This is a genomic window from Thermoanaerobacter ethanolicus JW 200 (genome assembly GCF_003722315.1).
Classification (GTDB): Bacteria; Bacillota; Thermoanaerobacteria; order Thermoanaerobacterales; family Thermoanaerobacteraceae; genus Thermoanaerobacter; species Thermoanaerobacter ethanolicus.
In genome coordinates this window covers 1,135,747-1,158,887 of sequence record NZ_CP033580.1, presented here as the reverse complement: position 1 = coordinate 1,158,887, position 23,141 = coordinate 1,135,747, and the positions used below count along the sequence as shown (strand labels likewise).

Genomic DNA, 23,141 nt, shown 5'->3' with positions numbered 1-23,141 from the left:
ATACGGCGGTTCATTAGGAATTGTGTACAATTAGATATCTTTGGGATAAACTCTTATAACCTATGCTTTCAAAGTATTTATTTGTAAGAGTCTTATTTAGGATTGGGCTATTGGATATTCTCCAGTAGCCTTTCCTTGTATTGGCGTATTCCCAGGCTTTTTGTTCTTCTACTCCTAGTTTTACTAAGTTATCATGCTTCGTTTTTATCTTCTTCCATTGTTTCCATATACATGCCCTTAGTCTTCGCCTTATCCATTCGTCAAGGGTTTTCATTATGCTTTTCGCGTCTGCTAATCCAAAATAGTTGACCCATCCTGTTGTTATTTGATTTAGTCTTTTTATTCTGTTTTCCATGCTTATTCCCTTGTTCCGATTGGTTATTTCTCTTACTTTTTCCTTAAACCTTTTGATGGATTTTTCATGGATTCTTATTCTTACTTCGTTTTCTTTTGTATAGAATGAAAATCCAAGAAATTTTCTTCTCCATGGTCTATCTACAGCACTTTTTGCTTCGTTGACTTTTAGTTTTAATTTGCTTTCTATGAATTTCTTTATGCTCTTCATTACTCTGTCTCCTGCAGACCTGCTTTTTACATATATGTTGCAGTCATCTGCATATCGGCAGAATTTATGCCCTCGTTTCTCAAGTTCTTTGTCTAGTTCGTCCAACATTATGTTTGCTAATAGGGGACTTAATGGCCCTCCTTGGGGTGTCCCTTCTTCTGTTGATACTTTGATTCCGTTTATCATTACTCCTGATTCTAGGTATCTTCGTATTAACCCTCCATGCTTAACAAAGCACAACCATAGATGAAAATAAATTTTCAAGTTGCAAGAAACTAGTTTTTTGGTAAACTAAAATTAACAGGGTCAAAGGTTGATTTAATGCTGATGGATTAATACCTCGTGAATTAACCTAACTTGATTACCTTTGAGCACAACCAATTGTCGCCCCATATTAAGGCAATATGGGAACAGCACGGGTGTTAAGTTTCTTATTTTTCTCAGGTAATCAACCCTGTAATAAATTTAACAGGAGTGAAGAAAATGCAGGATTTACTAGAAGTTTGCTGTGGACTAGATGTTCACAAAGAAACAATAGTGGCTTGTTTGCTTAAAGGTTCTGTCAATGATGAAAAGCCGGAAAAAACGATAAGAACATTTTCCACTTTATTAAAAGACCTTGAAGAATTAAAAACATGGCTTGAAACAGAAAACTGTCATCATGTTGCCATGGAGAGTACAGGGATATACTGGCAACCCGTATATAACGTACTCGAAAGTGCTTTTGATGGTAACATATCAATCATAGTAGCTAATGCAAAACATATGAAGAATGTACCCGGTAAAAAAACTGATATGAAAGATGCAGAATGGATTGCTACTTTATTAAGAGCTGGTCTTTTAAGTGGAAGCTTTATTCCTCCGCAAGAAATTCGAGAATTACGCAACCTTACGAGATATCGCAAAAGCATAATTGAAGAGATATCTTCTCAAAAAAATCGTATAGAGAAGCATTTACAAAGCTGTGGATTTAAGCTTTCAAATTTTTTGACAGATATATTTGGCGTATCAGGTAGAGCGATAATAGACCATATAGCAGAGCATGGAAGTATAACAGCTAAAGAAGTTGAAAATTATGTAAGAGGGAGAGCACGCAGTAAAATAGAAGACATAAAGCTATCAATTAATGGTAGAATGAATAAGCATCAAAGAGAATTTTTAAAGCTTTTACTCAATCATTTAGATGAAACGTATAAACATCTTTATGAGATAGAAGAGAGTATTAATGCTGAGATTGAAAAATACAAGAGACAGATTGAACAGCTAGATGGAATACCTGGCATAGATGTAACGGCAGCTGCTGCAATAATTGCTGAAATAGGTACAGATATGGATAAATTCAAGACTGCAGAGCACATTTGCTCATGGGCAGGATTAAGTCCCGGTAATAATGAAAGTGCGGGAAAAAAAAGTCCACTCGAGTAACAAAAGGAAACACTTATATAAAGAGGATACTGTGTGAAGTAGCATGGAGTATAACCCGCATAAGGGATTCATATCTTGCCACATGGTATTGGAAAGTAAAGCAGCGCCGTGGTACAAAAAAAGCGGTAGTAGCACTTGCCAGGAAAATATTAGTTATCATTTATACTATGCTTAAAAATAACACTGACTATGATGAAAGAATTTTCGATGAAGTGCGAAAGAAACAGGAAATAATTCGCGTTAAACGGATTATTAACGAAGCTCGCAAGTTGGGTTTAGAAGTAACAGTGTCCCAAATTTAAGTAGTATAATTAGATAACTTTACAAAAATTCCCAGCTGATGCTTTTAAAGCATTGGTTTAATATTTATTACCTTTTTTCTGGCTGGATGTTTAAGCCTATGCAGTTGTCAATGTTCAAAATTCTCCTTTTAGATAGTCTATTTTCGTGTTAACTTTAGTACCCTTTTATCTCCTATCCGCTTTTCTAGTTTGGACATTATTATGTCGTGGTTTACTCTGTCAAAGAACTTTTCTAAGTCCATATCTACAACCCATGTGTATCCTTCATTTATGTATGCTTCTGCGGCTTTTATTGCGTCTTTTGCACTGCGTCCTGGTCTGAATCCATAACTGCTATCAGAAAATGTATGGTTGTAGACTTTATTTAGTATTTGGGCTATTGCTTGTTGTATTAGTCTGTCTAGTACTGTAGGTATTCCTAGTAGTCTTACTCCTCCATCTGGTTTGGGAATTTCTACTCTTCGCACTGGTTGTGGTTTGTATTTCCCCTCCAGCAGTTGTTGTTTTATGGTTGCCCAGTTTTCTTTGAGATACGGTAGAAGTTCATCTACTTCCATCCCATCGACTCCATGGCTTCCTTTATTTGCAACAACGCGCTTGTATGCTGCTTCCATGTTCCCTCGTTCTACTATCATTTCAAGCATCTTGCCGGTATATCTTTGTACCTCGTTTCTTCCATCTTCCGACGCCGATGATATACTATGCACTTCCGTTGTCTTTTGAAATTCCATTTCTCTATTCAACGGATAGCCTCTTTGTTGAGTTGTCTGCAGTCTCTGCATATCTTTCGAGTCCATAAGATTTCCAAAACCTCCTAACGTTCGGTCCTTCCTTATCTATTCATGTCTAGATAAGTACTATGACCTCTGCTGACTTCTCAAGGTTCAGCCATACATCACTGCATGGGTTGTCACTTCAGATTTTACTTCCATGACTTATCCTTGAGACCTCCCCGGGTAAGAACGATAACTTTCATCTCATCTATCTGCCAGATTTACTGTATGGGATTCGGGTAGTGTTGGACTTCGTTTTGTTACGCAAACTCATCCATCCCAATTCAGCCTCTTATCTGGTTCTTGTTCATCAGACCGAGATTTTGCCTTAAGCTTCCTTCAGATTCCACCTCACGATGGACACCCTTGCTCTTGGCTAGTGGTTCCCACTACCAAGCCCACAGCGGACTTTCACCGCCTAGTTATCGCCCATGCCGGGCGCACATAAAAAATAGCCTACACTTTGTGTAGGCTACAGACTGTAGACAAACTTTCGTAAAGGAGATATTTTGCATAAGGAGCGACTTGTTACAAAGCGTCAACAAAACTTAACAAGACCGAGGGTGGAGGCAGGGCCGTAGCCACGGATGGCGAAGGCGGGCACCTTAAGGCATGGATGCCGATTGTGCCCGGTACCCTGCCGGAGCCCGAAGGACGAGCTTTAGTTTTGTCGCTTTGAAACATCGGAGCGACGATGCAAAATATCTCCTTTGAATATTTTTTAACTTTGTCAACAAACTGTAGCCTACACTTTGTGTAGGCTACTTATTTCGACAATTCTTCTTTTAAGATTTGATTAGTAAGCTGAGGATTTGCTTTTCCTTTTGTCGCCTTCATAACTTGCCCTACTAAAAAGCCCATTGCTTTCTCTTTGCCGTTTTTGTAATCCTCTACTGATTTAGGATTTTCTGCTATGACTTTTTTGATAATTTCTCTTAATTCATTCTCATTAGCTATCTGTTTCAATCCTTTTTCTTCTACTATTACCTCTGGCTCTTTCCCTGTACCAAACATCTCTTCAAAAACAGTTTTAGCAATGGATCCGCTTATCACACCGTTATCAATTAATTTAAGCAACTTTACTAACATTTGCGGTGTTACTGGTACTTCGTCTATTTCTTTTCCTGTCTCATTCATGAGGCGAGAAAATTCTCCCATAAGCCAATTGCTTACAGTCTTTGGAGAATCATATTCGAGAACGCACTTTTCAAAAAAGTCGGCCATTTTCTTTGAAGAAGTTATAATTTTAGCATCATATTCAGGCAAACCGTACTCAGCAATAAATCTTTCTCTCTTGTGGTGTGGCATTTCAGGCAAAGACTTTCTAATCTCTTCTTTCCACTCATCTGTTACAATTATTGGAACTAAATCTGGTTCAGGGAAATACCTGTAGTCATGAGCTTCTTCTTTTGTCCTCATAGGCTCAGTAATTCCTTTTGACTCATTCCATCTTCTTGTCTCTTGTACTATTGTTCCGCCTTCTTCTAAGACTTTTATCTGTCTTTTTATTTCATATTCCAACGCCTTTTGAACGGCTTTAAAAGAGTTTAAATTTTTAAGCTCTATTTTTGTCCCTAATTCAGTACTTCCCACAGGCCTCACAGACACATTTGTATCAACTCTTAAAGAACCTTCCTGCATTTTGCAGTCAGAAACTTCGGTATACTCTAAAATGCTCTTTAATTTTGTTAAGTATTGATAAGCTTCTTCGGGTGTAGACATATCTGGTTCAGAAACTATTTCAATGAGAGGCACTCCTGCACGGTTGTAATCTACTAAAGAACCATCTGTATTTTCATGTAGCAACTTTCCAGCATCTTCTTCAATGTGTATCCTCTTTATTCCTATTTTCTTTGTCTGCCCATCTACTTCAATTTCTACATACCCGTTGCTGCACAAGGGAAGGTCATATTGAGAAATTTGATAAGCTTTGGGTAAGTCAGGATAAAAGTAGTTTTTTCTGTCCATCTTGCTGAAGTTTGCAATTGTGCAGTTTAAAGCAAGTCCCGCTCTTACAGCATATTCTACAACTTTTTTATTTAAAACTGGTAAAGTGCCGGGAAGTCCAAGACATACCGGACATACGTGGGTATTAGGTTCACCGCCAAATTTGGTAGTACAGCTACAAAAGATTTTGCTCTCTGTCAAAAGTTCGGCATGGACCTCTAAGCCAATCACTGCTTCGTACTTCATTATCTTGCACCTCCTATGGCCTGTGGTTTAGCATTAAATTTGTTAGCTTGTTCAAAGGCATAAGCGACATTTAATATTTTCCCTTCGTCAAAATGTCTGCCAATTATCTGAAGTCCAACAGGTAAGCCATCTGAAAGACCACAAGGTATGGATATGCCAGGGAGCCCCGCTATGTTAACCGATACAGTGTATATATCCGCTAAATACATGGCTAACGGGTCGTTTGCCCTTTCTCCAATTTTAAAAGCTACAGTAGGACTTGTTGGACCTATTATTACATCGCATTTTTCAAAAGCTTTTTCAAAGTCATTTTTAATGAGAGTTCTGACCTTTAATGCTTTTTTGTAATAAGCATCATAATAGCCAGAGCTTAAAGCATAAGTCCCTAGCATTATCCTTCTCTTTACTTCTTTGCCAAATCCTTCGCTTCTCGTAACCATGTACATGTCAATCAAATCTTCATATTTTTCTGCAATATGGCCGTATCTTATGCCATCATACCTTGCAAGGTTGGAACTAGCCTCTGCCGAAGCGATTATATAATAAGCTGGAAGAGCATATTCTACATAAGGAATAGATATATCTATGATTTCTGCTCCTAAATCCTGTAAAACTTTTATGGATTCTTGTACAGTTTCTTTTACCCCTTCTTCTATTCCCTCGCCAAAAAATTCTTTAGCCACTCCTATCCTCAAACCTTTAATATCTTCTTTGAGATAAAAAGTGTAATCAGGCTTGTCTATTTTTAAAGAGGTGGAGTCTTTTGGGTCATGCCCTATAATTGTATTTAATACAATAGCACAGTCTGTAACATCTTTTGTAAAGGGCCCAATCTGGTCAAGGGAAGAGGCAAAAGCTACAAGGCCATATCTTGACACCAATCCATAAGTAGGTTTCATCCCTACTACACCGCATAAAGAAGCTGGTTGTCTTATAGAACCACCTGTATCTGAACCCAAAGCAAAAGCCGCCTCGTCTGCCGCTATAGCTGCTGCAGAACCACCAGAAGACCCTCCTGGAACACGGGATAAGTCCCAAGGATTTTTTGTAGTTTTAAAAGCGGAATTTTCTGTAGAAGACCCCATTGCAAATTCGTCTAAATTGGATTTTCCTAAAATTATCACTCCTTCTTCTAGTAATTTTTCCACTACTGTAGCATTATAGGGAGGAATATAGTTTTCTAGCATCTTAGAAGAACAAGTGGTTTTTATTCCCTCAGTAGAAATGTTGTCCTTTATTATGACAGGAATGCCTGTAAGGGCCGTGTCCTCTCCCTTTTTGATTTTCTCATCTGCCTCTTTTGCTTTTTGCAAGGCAAAATCCTCTGTAATTGTGACAAGAGCATCTATTTTAGGTTCTACTTCTTTTATTCTTTCAAGATAGGATTTTGTCACTTCCAAAGCGCTGACTTCTCTCTTTTTGAGAAGTTCTCTAAGTTCGTGAATTGTCAAACTATATAATTCCATTTATGTACCTCCTCATTCTATAATCTTTGGCACTTTAAAACAGCCGTTCTCTTTATAAGGTGCATTCATCAATATTTTGTCTCTGTCCATTGAAGGCTTTACTTCGTCTTCTCTAAATACATTATGGATCGGCACTATATGAGCTGTAGGCTCTACATTTTCAGTGTCCAATTCGTTTAATTTGTTTACATAGTCGATAATTTTGCTCAGTTGCACTGTAAACTCTTCTATTTCCTCTTGCGAAAATTTGAGACGGGCCAGTTTAGCCACATGCTCAACTTCGCTCCTGCTAATAGCCATGTTACCACACCTTTCCTTTATTATTCACATCTTATAGTTTACCACAAAAACATATTTTTTGAAGGATAGAGTTTTTAAATATTTTCACCTTTTAGCATTTCTTCAAATTGTTTTTCATCAATTATCTTTATTCCTAATTCTTGGGCTTTTTTAAGTTTAGAACCAGGATCTTTACCTACTAATATATAATCTGTTTTTTTACTTACTGAATTTGTAACTTTTCCACCTCTTTCTTCAATCATTCTGGTAGCTTCTTCTCTCGTGTAATTTTCCAACGCTCCTGTCAAAACAAAAGTTTTCCCTTCAAATATGTTGCTTACTTTTCCTTTTGAAAGTTTTTTCATGTTTACTCCAGCATTTTTAAGTTTTTCAATTATCTCTACATTTTGTTTTTCTGCAAAAAAGGAAACTATGCTTCTTGCCATCTTAGGTCCTATGTCAGGCAAATGTGTAAAGTCTTCAAATTTTGCCTTCATGATATTGTCCATTGTCTTAAAATGCTCAGCAATCACTTGGGCAGCTTTACTGCCTATTAAGTTTATACCCAAGCCAAAGAGCAATCTATCTAAATCCCTTGTTTTGCTTTCTTCAATAGCATTTAATAAATTTTTAACAGATTTGTCTCCCATTCTTTCTAATTGTATTAAATCTTCGTATTTAAGATAATACAAATCTGCTATGTTGTGAATTAGACCTTTTGACAAAAGCTGATTTATTATAGCTGGCCCCAATCCTTCTATATCCATTGCATCTTTTGAAGCAAAGTGGATAATGCCTCTTAGAAGCTGTGCAGGACAATTTAGACCTGTGCAACGCCTTATAGCCTCCCCCGGAAGCCTCACAGCTAAAGCACCGCATTCAGGGCATCTATCTGGCATTACAAACTCTCTTTCTTGTCCAGTCCTCTCTTCTTTTACCACTTCTACTACTTCAGGAATGATTTCTCCCGCTTTTTGAACTATTACTGTATCTCCTATCCTTATGTCTTTCTCTTTTATGTAGTCCTCATTGTGAAGGGTCGCTCGGCTTACAACAGAACCTGAGATAGGCACTGGCTCCAATATAGCTGTAGGAGTCAAAGCTCCAGTCCTTCCTACTTGAACTATTATGTCCAAAACTTTTGTTTTTTTCCTCTCTGCAGGATATTTAAAAGCAATAGCCCACCTGGGGTCTTTTGCAGTCTGTCCTAAAATTTCTCTCTTTTCAAGGTCATTTACTTTTACAACTGCTCCATCAATGTCGTAAGGCAGCTTATCTCGTAAGTTTCTTATCTCTTCTATTTCTTTTATTACTTCATCTATATTGCTACATTTTTTATGAATTGGTATTACTTTAAATCCTTGTTCTTTCAAAAATTCTAATGTCTCTATGTGAGTTTTAAATTTTCTACCTTCAATCTTCTGAAGGTTAAAAATAAAAATGTCTAAATCTCTTTTCGCCGTCACTTTAGGATCTAATTGCCTTAAAGAACCTGCTGCAGCATTTCTGGGATTTGCAAAAAGGCTTTCCCCTAATTTTTCTCTCTCCTCATTTAATTTTTCAAAAGAAGTGCGGGGCATGAAGACCTCTCCTCTTACAACAAGGCTCACATCATCCTTAAGCCTTAAAGGAATTGACTTTATAGTCTTTAAATTTTGTGTGACATTTTCTCCTACGATCCCGTCTCCTCTTGTAGAACCTACAGTAAATATGCCATTTTCATAAATTAGTTCCACAGATAAGCCGTCAATTTTTAATTCTACTACGTACTCCACATCTCCCACTGCCTCTCTTACTCTTCTGTCAAAGTCTCTAAGTTCTCCCTCAGAAAAAGCATTAGCCAAACTTAACATTGGAACTACATGCGTAAAAGGCTCAAATTCTTTTAAAGGCTCCCCACCTACTCTTTGGGATGGAGAGTCTGGAGTTTTAAACTCTGGATATTTTTCTTCTAATTCTATAAGTTCTCTCATCAGCATGTCGTACTCATAGTCTGAAATCTCTGGTTGGTCCAAAACATAATATCTGTAATTGTGATAGTTTATTTTTTCTCTTAATTCTTTTACCCTTTCTTTTGGATCCATAATTCGACCTCCACAACTTAAGAAATAGCTTTAATAGGAGCAAATTTTAAGTCTAACTTTTTTATGCCCACATTTGGAAAGGCAACTGTAATCTCTTCTCCTTCTACTTTTACTACAGTACCTATTCCCCATATTTTATGCTCTACTTTATCTCCTAAATTATATTGAGCCTTTTCATAAGTTTTCCTTTCTACATAGCTAGATACAGGCCTATACTCTTCTCTTGGCTTTGATAACTCATGGTATCTTACCAAAAACCTCTCAGGTATTTCGCTTATAAAGCGAGAATAGGAGCTGTACTGAGATTTGCCGTATAAATTTCTCCTTCTCGCATAGGTCAAATAAAGTTTTTCTTTAGACCTCGTAATGCCAACATAACAAAGCCGTCTCTCCTCTTCTAATTCATATTCATCTGTAAATGACTTAAAAGAAGGAAATATTCCTTCCTCCATGCCCACCATAAAGACTATAGGAAACTCTAATCCTTTTGCAGAATGTAAAGTCATGAGAACAACGCTTTCTCCAATCTCTCCAGCCAAGTCAATATCAGAAACCAATGTTATGCCGGACAAAAATGCTTCTAAAGATTTGTCCTCTGAAGACTCTTCAAATTCATAAGCCGCATTTAAAAACTCATTTAGGTTTTCTATTCTTCCCTCTGCTTGCTCTGATTCTTCTTTTTCTAACTCCTCTATATATCCAGTCTCTTCTAAAATGTAATTTATTACTTCACTGACAGTCATTGTATCTTTTTTATCAATTAATTCTAAAATAAACTCCTTAAATTCTAAAAGGCTATTTTTAGCCCTTTGGCTTACTTTTGCATCATCTATTGCAAAAAAAAGACTGGTGTCTTTCTCCAAAGCTGTAGCCTCTAATGCTTCAATGGTTGCAGCTCCAATACCTCTTTTAGGAACGTTTATTATCCTTTTAAAAGATATGTCATCATAAGGATTTACAAGTATACGCAAATAGGCAATTATGTCTTTTATTTCTTTTCTGTCGTAAAACCTTAAAGCTCCGACCACTTTGTAAGGAATTCGCACCCTCATTAAGGCTTCCTCAAAAGCACGGGACTGGGCATTTGTCCTGTATAAAATAGCAAAATCCCTAAAACTTCTATTTTCTCTTTCTTTTAAGTTGATTATTTCCTGTATCACAAATTCCGCCTCTTCCCTCTCATTCTCTAATTCACAGAGAATTATCCTTTCTCCTTCTTCATTATTTGTCCATAAAGTCTTTTTCTTCCTTCTTATATTATTATCTATGACATAATTGGCTGCTTCCAATATTGTTTTGGTAGAACGATAGTTTTGCTCTAATTTTATAACTTTAGCCTCAGGATAATCCTTCTCAAAGTTTAATATGTTTTTTACATCTGCCCCTCTCCAACCATATATGCTTTGGTCATCATCACCAACTACACATAAGTTTCTGTATTTCTGGGCTAACATATTCACAAAATGGTATTGAGGCATATTTGTGTCTTGATATTCATCTACCATTATGTATTTAAATTTTCTCTGGTAAAAGTCTAAAACTTCGGGACTTTCCTTAAAAAGTTCAATAGTTTTTATAATTATGTCATCAAAATCAAGGGCATTGTTTTTCTTTAACTTTTTTTGATATAATTTGTATATTTCACTTATTTTCTTACTTCTATACTCATTTCCAAAAACATAAATATACTCTTCTGGAGTTACCATTTTATCCTTTGCAGAAGAAATAGCATTTAAGACAGTTTTCACAGGATACTGTTTTTCACTTAAATTTAGCTCTTTAAGGCATTCCTGTATTAAAGCCTTTTGGTCAGTAGTATCAAATATGACGAAATTTCTGTCATAGCCTATTTTGTCAATATCTCGCCTTAAAATTCTCACACAGGCAGAATGGAAAGTAGATACCCATAGGTCACCTATATAACCTAATAAATCTTCTACTCTTGTTTTCATTTCTTCTGCCGCTTTATTTGTAAAAGTGATAGCCAGTATGTTAGAAGGGGATACTTTTTTTTCTTTTATAAGATAAGCAATTCTATGAGTTAGGACGCGAGTCTTGCCGCTTCCAGCTCCCGCTAATATCAAAAGAGGTCCTTCTGTAGTCATAACTGCCTCTCTTTGTTTGTCGTTGAGGTTACCTAATATGTTGTTCATTTTTTTCACTCCAATTTAGTCTTAAAAAAGCCCGGTTTTAATCCCGGGATTCTGTTTCTAATCTATCTAATATAATTTTATATCCATTTGCTCCATAATTCAATGCCCTATTTACTCTGCTTATGGTAGCAGTACTTGCTCCTGTCTTTTCTGCAATTTCTATGTAAGTCTTCTTTTGGCAAAGCATTTTTGCAACTTCCAATCTCTGCGCTAATGCCTTTATTTCATTTATTGTAGCAATATCTTCAAAAAACCTGTAACATTCCTCTATGTTTTTAAGTTTTAAAATGGCCTCAAATAACTGGTCTACCAGTTCATCCTTAATTTTGGATTCGTACATAACCAATCCCTCTTTCAAAAATAATTTAATTGTTTACAAATATATTGTACTTAATACACAGATAAATTTCAATACTTTAAAGTGATTTTTTATAACGTATACAAAATCAAGATGTAAGTGATATTGTAGACAAAAGGGCGGTATTTCCAATATCAGATAGTGAATTTCATGGTTTTGCTTTGCCACCCCTTAAGAAGGCAAAGTAAAAGGATTGTTTAGAATAGCAAGAGTAGATGACAAAAATGAAAAATGATGGTATAATTATAAAAAATACTACCCGGATTTCCGGGTAGTAAGTAGCTGCTTATTTTTGTCTTTTTTCTAATTGATTGACTCTTTTATAGAGTTCAATCATTCTTTTTATTAAGTTTTTTTCAGCAAGAGCTGTCATAAGCTGGTCTTGAGCATGAATTACTAGGAAATTAGGAGCTTCACTTTGCTCTCCTTGTGTCAGCATATTTTGGTATTTATGCCCTTCATAAAACTCTTCATCTGCTTTTTCAAGATGCTTCTCAGCTTCTTCAAAATCTCCTCTTTCGGCTGCATCCAATGCTTCATAAGCTTCCGCTCTTGCATTTCCTCCATGCAATACTAAGTTGTATATTATTTGTTCTAAGTCCATTAGTTTCACTCCCATCACAAATTATTCTTGGTCTTTTACTTCTTTTTCGTTCTTTAAAAGTTGAGCTTCATACATTTTAAAGAAGGGATAGTATATAATCGCTGTTACAATTAAATTTACCAGCTGCAACAAAGCTCCTTGCCAATGGCCACCGGAAGATAAAAATCCGCTTATAAAAACTGGAACTGTAAAAGGCAATTGTATTAAAGGTCTGGGTACTAAATTTACAGCAAAGGCAAAGTAATTTATTGTTACAACAGCTGCTGGAGCTAATATAAACGGAATAATTAGTATTGGATTTAACACAATAGGAGCACCAAAAATCAATGGTTCGTTTATATTAAATATTGCAGGTATAAGCTCAGCTCTTCCAATTGTTCTAAGTTGTGCAGAAGCAGAGAGTAAAAACATTATTGTCAAAGGCCATGTAGTACCTGAACCGCCTAAGTGGGTAAACACATGGAAGAAAGGTTCAGTTACAATACCTGGTAAAGGCAATCCTTTTGCTGCAGCCTCTGCATTTGCAGCCAATTGAGCCATCCAGAAAGGATAAGCAATTGAGGAAACAACATTCATACCGTGAATTCCTAATGACCACAAAAGCATCATGAGTATTATTTCAGCTAAAGCTGCAGGATAACTATTTGATGCAGCAACAAGGGGCTTAAATAAGTCAAGCACCAATTGTGGCAATGTTATATGGAAGTTTGCCCATACAATCCATTCTACAATCCACGCTGACACTATCATTACAAACATAGGAACTAATGCTAAGAAGCTTCTTACCACATAAGGTGGTACACCTTCAGGCATTTTTATTACCAAACCACTTTTGTTAAATAATCTCACAACTATTGCTGTAATTATGCCTATTATTATTGCTACAAACAAGCCTTGACCGCCGAGGTAATTTAGTACATCTCCAAAAGTAGCTTTTGTCACATCTGTTGCAGGAAAGCTTGTTATAAAAAATGCCAACATTGAAATAATTCCTGTCATCGTCTCGTCGAGGTCCCATCGTGTAGCAAGGCTATAAGCTGTACCAAAGGCTACCATCATAGCCATTATCCCAAAAGTAAGTTGGAAAGGTATCATGATTTGAGCTGCAATAGGTTTTACTGCTTTTGCCCATGCATGTATAGGTGCCCAATTAATTCCCTCTGGTGGATTTGCTATAATTAAGAAAAGGGCACCAGTCAAAATCACAGGCAAAGCAAAGCTTGAAAATGCGTCTCTAATTGACTGCAAATACACATTTTGTGCTATACGAGCAAGAACTGGCATTAAAGATTCTTCCATCCACTTCATAAACCAATTATTTGAAAGCCTATCGTTCATTTTATTCCCTCCTTAAACTTCTTTTCCACTTTTTTTAGCAAGCTCAATTATTTGATTTAATATTTTTTTGCCATCCATCATAGCAAAGGCCTGCATGTCGACTATATCAACAGGGATATTGTATTTAGAAGCGATTGATTCAATTTCTTTTTTGAGATGTCTTACTTGTGGTTCTAATAATGCTACATCGTATTCCTCTGCCTTCTTTTTAAACTCTCCTGTACCGCCGGCATCTACTACAACATCCAATCCTTGCTTTTTAGCTTCATCTGTTACTTTTTTAGCAAGTGCACTGGAAGTTGCTCCCCAGCTGCAGAGTATTACTCCTCTTATTGCCATTTTTAACACCTCCTTTCAAAGATTATTTCATTTTTTTCTTTTTAAGCTTTTTATGTTGTTTTTGTAGGTTGCTATCATAAAGTTGTATCATTTTTATGACATAAGTCTGTATTGCAAACACTATTAACATAAAGGCACTTCCAAAAGCCATTATTTTTAAGCCATTAAGGAAGCTATCATGAAACATGGCATAAAATCCTGTAGAAAACCATACTACCCCCAAAAGCAAATAAAATATTTTTCTTTGAACTCTCGATATGCTAAACATTTTTGATCATCTCCTAAGTAATTATCCTTTTTATTTCTTCATAAAATTTTTTCAATAACACTTCTTTTATTTTTTCTTTGACCTCCTTTTGGGACTGTGCTTCGTTAAGAGTATTCACTAAATCTTCTCTTTCAATTAAAGACATACTTAAATCTCCCAAAACTTCAATTCCTTCTCTATCACCTTCTAGTGCTACCATTAAAAAAGCTGTCCTTATCTTTTCATAATCTCCTACAAGATTTTTCATTTTTACTTCCTCTATAACTTTTCCTACAACTACTAATGGAAAATCTATATTTTCAATTGTGCAATGGTATATAACAAATCCTTTGTTTGGTAATACTATTTTACCTAAGCTTTCTCTTTTTAAAAGTCTTTCTTTTATTTGCTCCTTTTGATTTTCATTAATTAAATTTTCATCTATCAAATTCTTAAGAATATATTCTATTATTTGAGAAGAATTTTCACCTTTTGCAGTCATGTAAGTTATGTTGTCGCATAGCTCCAAAATTCTCTTACCATAATTGGCTATGTGTAAAGCCTCTTTTTTAAAATTGCCTTCTTCTTCTTTTTTTATTCCATATTCCATAATAAAGTCTGTATTTAATGCCTTCTTTAGCTTTTCTACATCTTCCTTTAAAAGCAAGGGATTTACTACAACGACTTTTTTGTCTTTTATGTCAAGAGGTATTGTAGAAACAATTAAGTCTATATCATCTCTTACTTTTAAATCTTTTAGTTTTATGCTGGAGGTAACATCTACTATGTTTATTTGTGGAAACATCTGAAGTTTTGACATCAGCATCCTTGATGTTCCAATACCACTAGCACATACAACCATTATGTTGTACCTTTTTGCAGCCTCTTTTTTCCTCTCTAAAGCTGCACCAAAATGCATAGCAATATATCCAACTTCATCTTCTGGAATATCCATGTTTAATTTTTTTCGCAAAACATCGCAAACTCTATTACTTTTTTCAAAAAGCAAAGGATATTTTGTTTTTATATCCTCCAACAAAGGGTTTCTTATATCAAGTCCCATCTCCAATCTGTACACCGCGGGAACTAAATGACTCTTTAAGCCATCTTCCAAAAACTCATCTTCTGAAAAACTGACATCAAAAATTTTTTCTGCTTCCTTTATCATGTCCCGGGCAATAATCTCTATGTCTTTGTCATTGTAATTTTGAGTAGTTGACCTGTACTTTGCACCTATAAGGTGTATTGTCACATAACCAATCTCATCTTCAGGTATAGGTATATTCAATTCTTCTTGTAAATATTTAGCTAACTTTTTAGCAAATTTGTATTCGTTAGTCTTTTTTAGTTCCTGTAAATTGTCTTCCCCCATTTCAATAGTTTCACCATTTTGAAGCCTTTTTATAGCCAAGGCAAGGTGAACGACAAGGCCTAAATAGGAACTTTCTACAATTTCATAGTCAATTTGTGATTTTAATTTTAAAATTGCCTTTTCTATTTTCAAGACAGTATCGTAGTCAATTAAGTTTAAAAGCCTCAAATCTATGTTTTTTTCAATATTGTTTTTTGCGAGATATCCTGTTTTTAAGAAATCAATCAAATCTGCAGTATCAAAATTCTCATACAAAAAGTTAGCTATAGCTTTTCTAAAAGAGTTTTCGCTTCCCGATATATAAACGCCATAACCCGGCTTTGTTATTAAAGTTAATCCCTGTTTTTCAATCCACTTTTCCAACTCTTTAAGGTCATAACTTATTGTAGAAGTGGTAACGCCAAATTTTTTGCTGAAATACTCTAATTTAGCAGGCTCATTTAGCTGCAAAAGCTCTGACAATATCATTTTTCTTCTCTCTTCTGTTTCAAACTCTGAACGATATCCTACTATATCCAGCTTTAGCTTCTCAATATCAGCAACATTGCCTTCTATAACCAACCCATCAGTTTTATTTACAATTTTTGAGTTGTAATTTTTAACAAATTCATTTATAGAAGCAATTTCTCTGTATACTGTCCTTTTGCTTATATCAAATTCTTTCATAATGTCTTCCATTCTTGTATTTGAAGAGGACAGTATTTTTCTTAAAATTTGCAGCTGGCGCCCACTTAGCTTATTCATTTTACATCATCACTTTTCTGTGACATTAATTTAATAATAGTATCTCTTTTTACGTCTATATTATACACCTAATCGCTAAATTAACAAGGAAAAGATGTAAATCATCTGACATTAGCATTGTGTCATATTTTTAATTGTAAAAATATATAAAATAAGACCTCGTGAAAGCGAGGTCTCAAACTGTAGACAAACCTTTATATAACATGTTGGCATTTTGCATAAGTGTAGCGACTTGATAGCCCGGCACTCAACCGAAAATGTTAAAAAAGGAGAATAAGAGAAAAGACCAGCCCGTTCAGTTGAGTGCCGGGAAACTTAGCGAGGCTGAGAGGCGAAAGCGGGGCCGTAGCCTTGTGATGGCGGAGGCGGGCACTAAGTCAAGGATGACGAATGTGCCCGGAGCCCCGCTTGAGCCCGAGGACGAGCGCTAGTTTAGTCTGCGATATCACCGGAGCAAACTATGCAAAATGCCAACAGCGATAATATTTTGTCAACAAGCTAAAGCCTCCTTTTCACGAGGTTTTAAGTTTAAAAGAAAAGGTCTCTTTCTCCATTTTCTATTCTTTTTAGTCTTCTCTTTGTCTCTTCCCTTACAGTTATTGATGGAATTTTCTCTAAATTTACCGCTATTGCTTTTTCTCCAATTTCCTTTGTTTTTTCATCCCCGTAATCAATCAAAAACTCTTTGAAGGTTAGTATCGCATTAGGTAGACAGAAGTTGTGTATTTGCCCTGATTTCGCAAAGGTCATAAACCTGTCTCCTGTACGTCCCATTCTGTAGCAAGCAGTACAATAACTTGGAAGATACCCTTGTTCACACAAAGTCCTTAAAATTTCATTAGGGCTTCTTTTATCTTCTACCTCAAATTGTGGCTTTGAACCACCTTTTTTGGATATCTCTTCATGATATCCACCTACTCCTGTACAAGAACCGGCACTAATCTGAGAAATGCCAATGCTTATTACTTCTTCTCTAAATTTAGGCTTTTCTCTTGTAGACAAAATCATTCCAGTATAGGGCACTGCCATTCTTATGACTGCTACTAATTTTTTAAAGTCTTTATCTGATACAATATATGGAAATTTATCTATGGAAGTGTTAAGAGCTGGTCTAAGTCGCGGTACTGAAATAGTATGTGGCCCAACTCCAAATTTCTCCTCTAAATGGTTCGCATGATAAAGCATTGCAACAGTTTCGTATTTGTAATCATAAAGCCCATACAAAACCCCTAATCCTACGTCGTCAATACCTGCCTCCATAGCCCTGTCCATAGCAGTCAAATGATAGTCGTAATCGTATTTTGGTCCCTGTGGATGCATGTATTCATAAGTGGGCCTATGGTAAGTTTCTTGGAATAAAATATAAGTCCCTATTCCTACTTTTTTAAGTTTTTTGTAATTTTCTACAGTAGTCGCCGCTATATTGACATTTACTCTTCTAATACTTCCGTTTTTAAGTTTTGTATCGTATATCGTCTTTATTACATCGATAATATAATCTATAGGGCAATTTACAGGGTCTTCTCCAGCTTCAACCGCTAATCTCTTATGTCCCATCTCTTCCAAAATCTCAACTTCTCTTCTCACTTCTTCCATTGTAAGCTTTTTTCTTTCCTGCTCATTAGAATGTCTGTAACCACAATATCTACAGTTGTTTACACAGTAGTTACTTACATAAAGGGGAGCAAATATTACAATCCTATTTCCATATATTTCTTCTTTTATATACCTTGCTACTTTAAACATCTCATTGAGCAAATCCTCATCTTCTACATTTAAAAGTACCGCTGCTTCTTCAGGAGTAATGCCTTTTAGTTTTTTAGCTTTCTCTATAATTTCTAATGCATCTTTACTTGTCGCTTTTTTAGCCTTTTCCAAATCCTGTCTTATCTTTTCATCATCAATAAAATCCGCTTTTTCTTTTATCATACTTTATCTCCTCCCTCGCCCTCAGGAAAATCCCCTTGGGCTTAGTTTTATTTTTATTATATACTATAATTGTTAATTTTTCAACAAAATTATTTTTCTTAAATCCTCAATATAAGGTAGTTTCAACGCAGAGCAAAGCAGTAAATAGGCAGGAATTCCTATAAAAATTGATAAAAAAATATTTATCCACATATTAACATTAATTGTCAACAATTTACTGTGGATAATTATAACAATTATTCCCATAATTGTTGATGCTGTTATCGGTTTTATAAGCCAATTTAAATAGTCTATTCTTAATCCTGTCATTTTTATGAGTTCAAACATATTTAGCATTAAAATAAGAGCATCGGCAAATATAAAGCTGTATATATATCCAAAAAGTCTAAGTTGTGGCATGGCGGTTAAGTAATACATACCTATAATACAGACTCCCAACCATATAATAGAATTTTTTAAAACCACATTTTGCTTTCCTAATCCATGGAGAATACTCGCTACTACTGCTTCTAAAAAGGCGAAAATACTTCCCATTGAAATCACTCTCACAAAAGCCCCTACTCCTGGTGAAGAGGGATACAAAAGCTGAGAGATTTGATCAGGAAGAGCTAAAAATAAAATTATAGCAGGAAAAGCTACTAAAGTAGTATAGCCAATTGCTTGGTTAATCCTAAGTCTTACTGTATCCCACTTTTTTAGAGCAGCTGCTTCAGAAACTGCAGGAAGTACAGTAGTGGAAAGACTTGAAGTTATAACTGCTGGCATGTAAGCAAGAGGTACTGCCATACCCAACATTTTGCCAAATTCAGACATCGCTTCACTGTGAGTGAGACCTGAGACAACAAGTCTTGAAGGAATTATTAAAGATTCCGCTAAATCCAACACATTTACAATTAATTTTGAAAAAGTTATAGGTATGGAAGTAATCACTATCGTTTTTACTATAGAAAAAGCATCCCATTCTTTTCCATCATAAGGTATTTCTTTGTTTATAATTTTTACTTCCCTTTTGTAAAAAAGTATGTACATAAGAAAACTGACAATTTCACCTGCAGATATGCCAAATATAGCTATCGCTACTAAATATTCAAGTGTAGCTCCTGTAAAAAGCTGTATTAAATATAAAGTTGTTGATACCCGTACTATCTGTTCAACAATTTCTGAAACTGAAGCAGGTATCATATTTATGACTCCTTGAAAAAAACCCTTAAACACTGATGAAGAAGCAACAATGATAAGCACCGGTGCAAAAATGAGAATTGATAAAAGTGCTCTCGGTTCGTGAAGTAACTTTTCAGCTACGTACTTAGCATTAAAAAATAGCAACGAAGAAATGATAAAAGCAATTATCAATACTATCAAAAAAGTAATTTTTAAAATTTTAAACATATTTTTTTTGTTTCCTTTTGCTCTTTCTTCTGAAATAAAGCGAGAAGTGACAGCCATCGTACCAGAGGTTAAAAAAGTTATTGAAACAAAATATATAGGAAGAACTAATTGATAAATACCCGTACCTTCCGGGCCTAACATATTTGATAAAATTATTCTAAAGATAAATCCAATGCCTCTGTCTATAATATTGGCAATAGTTAATATAAAAGCACCGCGAATAAAAGACCTATTGTGCATAAACAACACCTCACAATAGTTTATTCGCAGTGCTTTTTATATATGAAAAAAACCGGCAGTATGCCGGCAGTAAAGGGGGATTAGGGGGAGAAATTTTTAAGTACATAAAATTGAGGGGGGTTAAGATTTACACATTCCTAAGGCTTCCTCTCACCTATTGGCAGAGGTGATAAACTCACATTACCTCTCTTCCGACAAATATTATGCATCATTTGATGAAAAATGTCAAGATTTGATTTAAACTTGAATTCGGCAAGTAGCAAGCAAATTAAAAATTCAATTTCCATGAATGTAAAAAACGGTGTTTTGTTATAAGTTTTGCACTTTGATAACTGAATATTTACATTGAAAAAATAAAAGCTATATCGTTTTTTACAGTTAATTTACTCTTTTAAGGTATAGCAAAGCTAACCGTCTACTTGATATGGCGGTTTCTATCATTTGGTATATTTTTTGGTATATTCTATGTGTTTACTATGTTAAGCAAAATACCATTAGCGCTTTTCGTATATACGTTATCACAGTCTTAAGAAACGGATTATTAGGGTAACGTATATGCCTATAACGTCCTTTCCCAACAAGATTACCAGGTACATTATATAATATCCGCCTTATTGTGGTTATCTCATGATGCCTCATAAACTCTGGCAAGATAGTCCTTTTGAACCAATTATGGAGATTGTAAGCGATCATTTTGATAAGCAAAAATATTTCGTTGCAAAATTTGTTTCTTTGACTGTTTTTTGAAAAAGCAAATCCTTCTTTTAGTTCATCTATTTTGTTTTCAATGTCGCAGCGTTGGTTGTATTCATGAAATATCTCTTCAGGTGTCATGTACTCAATATTTGTTACTATAGCTTGATATTCATATTTGAATTCGTCTATATCCATACAAATCTGCCCTGTTTTGGGCTGTGGCAGTTTTTTGCGTATAATCACAATTCTGCGTACTTTATCCCATTTAGGCATTTTTGCATATATTTCATTTACACTAAAGGTCTTATCTATTTCAGTCCAAGGATAAAGGTGTTCTCTTTGATTGACGTAGTCTATAAAGCATCTGATCCATGCCTGATTTTTAGCTTTCATTACATATTCATAACCTTTAGATTCAAAATACAGTATATTACCGTAATCAAATGCTCCACGGTCAACGCGTACTCGCTTAATTATCCAATTTTCAGGAAGCTGTTCTTCGCAAGATTTTACAAAATCTAAGAAACCATGATTTGTGTGATGTTTACCTTCTTCAAGAGTAACATTAACAAGTTCATCAGTATTAGCAATAATGCCGATTTTCTCTTTGAAAGATGGTCGACCATGGTACCTTGGATTATAACCTACTGAAGCACCTTCCTGCTCTCCAAATATAGTACAAACTGTATCGTCAAAATTCATAATGACTTCACGTTTCGTTCCTTTAGATTGCAAGGAAAGCAAAGTCTTGTTAATAAGTCTTAATTCTTCAAGAGAACTTTCAGGCATGGCTTTAATTAAGTCTCTGCATACTTTTTCGCTGGGAACTTTATGTCCTTTAATTTCTGTGTATGCATTATCATATCTTAGTTGGTCCATGTGAAGAAAGCGAGTATTCCCTTGAATTACAGAATCAATCATAAAGTCAATAACCTCGGCTGGTTGAAAAACAGCATTTGGTGCTTTTTTAAAGGATAATATGCTTGAAAGAATTTTATTAAAGCCGATTTTTTCTTTAAATGCTTGGATATAGGTGAAAGTTACATTGTTTGATACTGTAAAATTGTCAAAAGTTGCTGGCAAAATATATTTTGAAAACCCCTTTTCTTTTGTAAGATTAAGTGTTAAACTCATACTATGGAGATTCTCCTTTCTGTTAATGTTTTTGTTTAACACTTAAATTTTATCAGAAAAAGGGGAATCTCCATATATTTTTTGTAAAAAATTTTTCACTTAATTTAGTCCTCAAATAGCTCTATTTGGGCATTTCGTAAATTCACTTGCCGAATCCAAGTTAAATATTTTTTTACATGAAATTTTTCCTGCAGTTTTGTAAAATTATTAATCACTGCAAATAAATAAAACTGCAGTAAACCTTTTTCGTAAGTTTTAAAAGAATATTTATAAATAAATCCCCGTCATTTTTTCCAAATATTTTTTAATCCTTCAAAAAATTTTTTAACCATTTGAGTTTAAATATTTTAAAACTGTAGAGACGTGTACAGCAAGGCCAATTTTAATACACTCCTCATCGATATTAAATTGGTTGTTATGTATAGGTTTATCTATTCCTTTTTCTTTATTGCCACACCCTAATTTATAAAAACTGCCAGGGACCTTTTGCAAGAAATAAGCGAAATCTTCTACTCCCATTGTTGGTGCCACTTCTATTACATTGCCTTCCCCTAGCAAAGGAAAAGCAGTTTCTTTTATGAGGTCTGTCATACCTTTGTGATTTACAAGGCAAGGATACCCTATCGTTCTTTTAAATTCTACTTCTCCTCCCATAGCTTTTGCTGTGTTATCGCAAATCTTCTCCACCATCTCAACTATCTCGTCTCTTTTTTCTTCTTCCATCATTCTTATAATTCCAGACATCCTCACTTTGTCCGCTATTATATTTCGTGCGTATCCTCCTTCAATAGCACCAATAGTTAGCACTATAGGACTTAGTGGGTTAGCTTTTCTACTAACGACTGTTTGGAGTATATTTACAATATTAGCAGCAATCACTATGGCATCCACCGATTTGTGAGGCTCAGCCCCATGACTACTTTTGCCTTTTACAATTATATCAATCATGTCAGAAGAAGCATAAGCCTTTCCATAGGTTATCCCTATTTGCCCCACTTGAAGTTCTGGGTCTACATGTAGTCCTATTATAGCATCAACTTTAGGATTTTCTAAAACTCCTTCTTCAATCATCGGAAGAGCTCCCCCCGTTGTTTCTTCCGCTGGTTGAAATATAAACTTAACATTTCCCTTTAACTTATCTCTCATATTTGCCAAAAGTTTAGCAGTACCAAGAAGTATAGCTGTATGAACATCATGCCCACAAGCATGCATTCTTCCTGGAATCTGCGATGCATATTCTACATCATTTTCTTCTTGAATTGGAAGAGCGTCCATATCTGCTCTTATAGCTATCGTCTTGCTTCCATTGCCTTTAAGGGTACCCACAACGCCAGTTTTAGCAATTCTCTTTACTTCAATCCCTAAATTTTTTAAATAATCATAAACAATTTCAGAAGTTTTTGTTTCTTCAAAACCTAATTCAGGGTACATGTGTATTTTTCGCCTTAATTCTATTACTTCTTTTTCTACTTTTTCAGCTTCTTTGAGAATATCCATCCTAAATCCCACCT

General features: G+C 35.1%; 15 protein-coding genes and 3 pseudogenes. 1 reads left to right on the top strand and 17 read right to left on the bottom strand.

The features are described from left to right. Positions 1 to 13 precede the first annotated feature (13 nt). Positions 14 to 781, bottom strand: a pseudogene (locus EB239_RS05705) (group II intron maturase-specific domain-containing protein); the annotation flags it as partial. Positions 782 to 1,048: 267 nt separating this feature from the next. On the opposite strand from EB239_RS05705, the pseudogene EB239_RS05700 reads away from it, so the two are divergent. Beyond that, positions 1,049 to 2,292 (top strand): annotated as a pseudogene (locus EB239_RS05700) (IS110 family transposase). Between the two features lie 140 nt (positions 2,293 to 2,432). Here the strand turns inward: EB239_RS05700 and EB239_RS05695 are convergent. The 16 genes and pseudogenes from EB239_RS05695 to EB239_RS05615 form a co-directional block, all read right to left on the bottom strand. Next, positions 2,433 to 3,089, bottom strand: a pseudogene (locus EB239_RS05695) (reverse transcriptase domain-containing protein); the annotation flags it as partial. Positions 3,090 to 3,830: 741 nt separating this feature from the next. Further along, positions 3,831 to 5,258: an Asp-tRNA(Asn)/Glu-tRNA(Gln) amidotransferase subunit GatB gene (gene gatB / locus EB239_RS05685; protein WP_003870484.1), complete on the bottom strand. Its 1,428-nt coding sequence runs from the start codon at positions 5,256 to 5,258 to the stop codon at positions 3,831 to 3,833. Then, positions 5,258 to 6,724 carry an Asp-tRNA(Asn)/Glu-tRNA(Gln) amidotransferase subunit GatA gene (gatA, locus tag EB239_RS05680; protein WP_003870485.1) on the bottom strand — a complete coding sequence of 489 codons (1,467 nt, stop codon included), beginning with the start codon at positions 6,722 to 6,724 and terminating at the stop codon, positions 5,258 to 5,260. Before gatA ends, gatB begins: the two co-directional genes overlap by 1 nt. Positions 6,725 to 6,736: 12 nt before the next feature. Then, the gene (gene gatC, locus EB239_RS05675; RefSeq protein ID WP_003868770.1) at positions 6,737 to 7,024 is read right to left on the bottom strand and encodes an Asp-tRNA(Asn)/Glu-tRNA(Gln) amidotransferase subunit GatC; all 288 of its coding nucleotides are present in this window, start codon (positions 7,022 to 7,024) and stop codon (positions 6,737 to 6,739) included. Positions 7,025 to 7,098: 74 nt separating this feature from the next. After that, the gene (ligA, locus tag EB239_RS05670) at positions 7,099 to 9,087 is read right to left on the bottom strand and encodes an NAD-dependent DNA ligase LigA (RefSeq protein ID WP_003870486.1); all 1,989 of its coding nucleotides are present in this window, start codon (positions 9,085 to 9,087) and stop codon (positions 7,099 to 7,101) included. Between the two features lie 17 nt (positions 9,088 to 9,104). Beyond that, positions 9,105 to 11,240: a DNA helicase PcrA gene (pcrA, locus tag EB239_RS05665; protein ID WP_003870487.1), complete on the bottom strand. Its 2,136-nt coding sequence runs from the start codon at positions 11,238 to 11,240 to the stop codon at positions 9,105 to 9,107. A 37-nt stretch (positions 11,241 to 11,277) separates the two neighbouring features. Further along, a complete protein-coding gene (locus EB239_RS05660) occupies positions 11,278 to 11,580 on the bottom strand; it encodes a YerC/YecD family TrpR-related protein (protein WP_003870488.1) in 303 nt (100 codons plus the stop codon). Positions 11,581 to 11,884: 304 nt separating this feature from the next. After that, positions 11,885 to 12,202: a PTS lactose/cellobiose transporter subunit IIA gene (locus EB239_RS05655; protein WP_003870489.1), complete on the bottom strand. Its 318-nt coding sequence runs from the start codon at positions 12,200 to 12,202 to the stop codon at positions 11,885 to 11,887. Between the two features lie 21 nt (positions 12,203 to 12,223). After that, positions 12,224 to 13,540, bottom strand: coding sequence for a PTS sugar transporter subunit IIC (locus tag EB239_RS05650; protein ID WP_003870490.1), 1,317 nt, complete (start codon positions 13,538 to 13,540; stop codon positions 12,224 to 12,226). 12 nt (positions 13,541 to 13,552) lie between these two features. Beyond that, positions 13,553 to 13,879 carry a PTS sugar transporter subunit IIB gene (locus tag EB239_RS05645; protein WP_003870491.1) on the bottom strand — a complete coding sequence of 109 codons (327 nt, stop codon included), beginning with the start codon at positions 13,877 to 13,879 and terminating at the stop codon, positions 13,553 to 13,555. 22 nt (positions 13,880 to 13,901) lie between these two features. Then, the gene (locus tag EB239_RS05640) at positions 13,902 to 14,147 is read right to left on the bottom strand and encodes a hypothetical protein (protein ID WP_003870492.1); all 246 of its coding nucleotides are present in this window, start codon (positions 14,145 to 14,147) and stop codon (positions 13,902 to 13,904) included. 13 nt (positions 14,148 to 14,160) lie between these two features. Beyond that, the gene (locus EB239_RS05635; protein ID WP_042835517.1) at positions 14,161 to 16,242 is read right to left on the bottom strand and encodes a BglG family transcription antiterminator; all 2,082 of its coding nucleotides are present in this window, start codon (positions 16,240 to 16,242) and stop codon (positions 14,161 to 14,163) included. Positions 16,243 to 16,770: 528 nt separating this feature from the next. After that, positions 16,771 to 18,171, bottom strand: coding sequence for a [FeFe] hydrogenase H-cluster radical SAM maturase HydG (gene hydG / locus EB239_RS05630; protein ID WP_003870494.1), 1,401 nt, complete (start codon positions 18,169 to 18,171; stop codon positions 16,771 to 16,773). A 72-nt stretch (positions 18,172 to 18,243) separates the two neighbouring features. After that, entirely contained in the window at positions 18,244 to 19,800 is a 1,557-nt protein-coding gene (spoVB, locus tag EB239_RS05625) for a stage V sporulation protein B (RefSeq protein WP_003870495.1), read from the bottom strand. Between the two features lie 474 nt (positions 19,801 to 20,274). Further along, positions 20,275 to 21,630 (bottom strand): IS1380-like element ISTps2 family transposase, encoded by a 1,356-nt coding sequence (locus EB239_RS05620; RefSeq protein WP_003870496.1) that lies wholly within the window; start codon positions 21,628 to 21,630, stop codon positions 20,275 to 20,277. 324 nt (positions 21,631 to 21,954) lie between these two features. Continuing rightward, positions 21,955 to 23,127, bottom strand: a complete 1,173-nt coding sequence (locus EB239_RS05615; RefSeq protein ID WP_003870497.1) for a M20 metallopeptidase family protein — start codon at positions 23,125 to 23,127, stop codon at positions 21,955 to 21,957. Between the last annotated feature and the right edge of the window lie 14 nt (positions 23,128 to 23,141).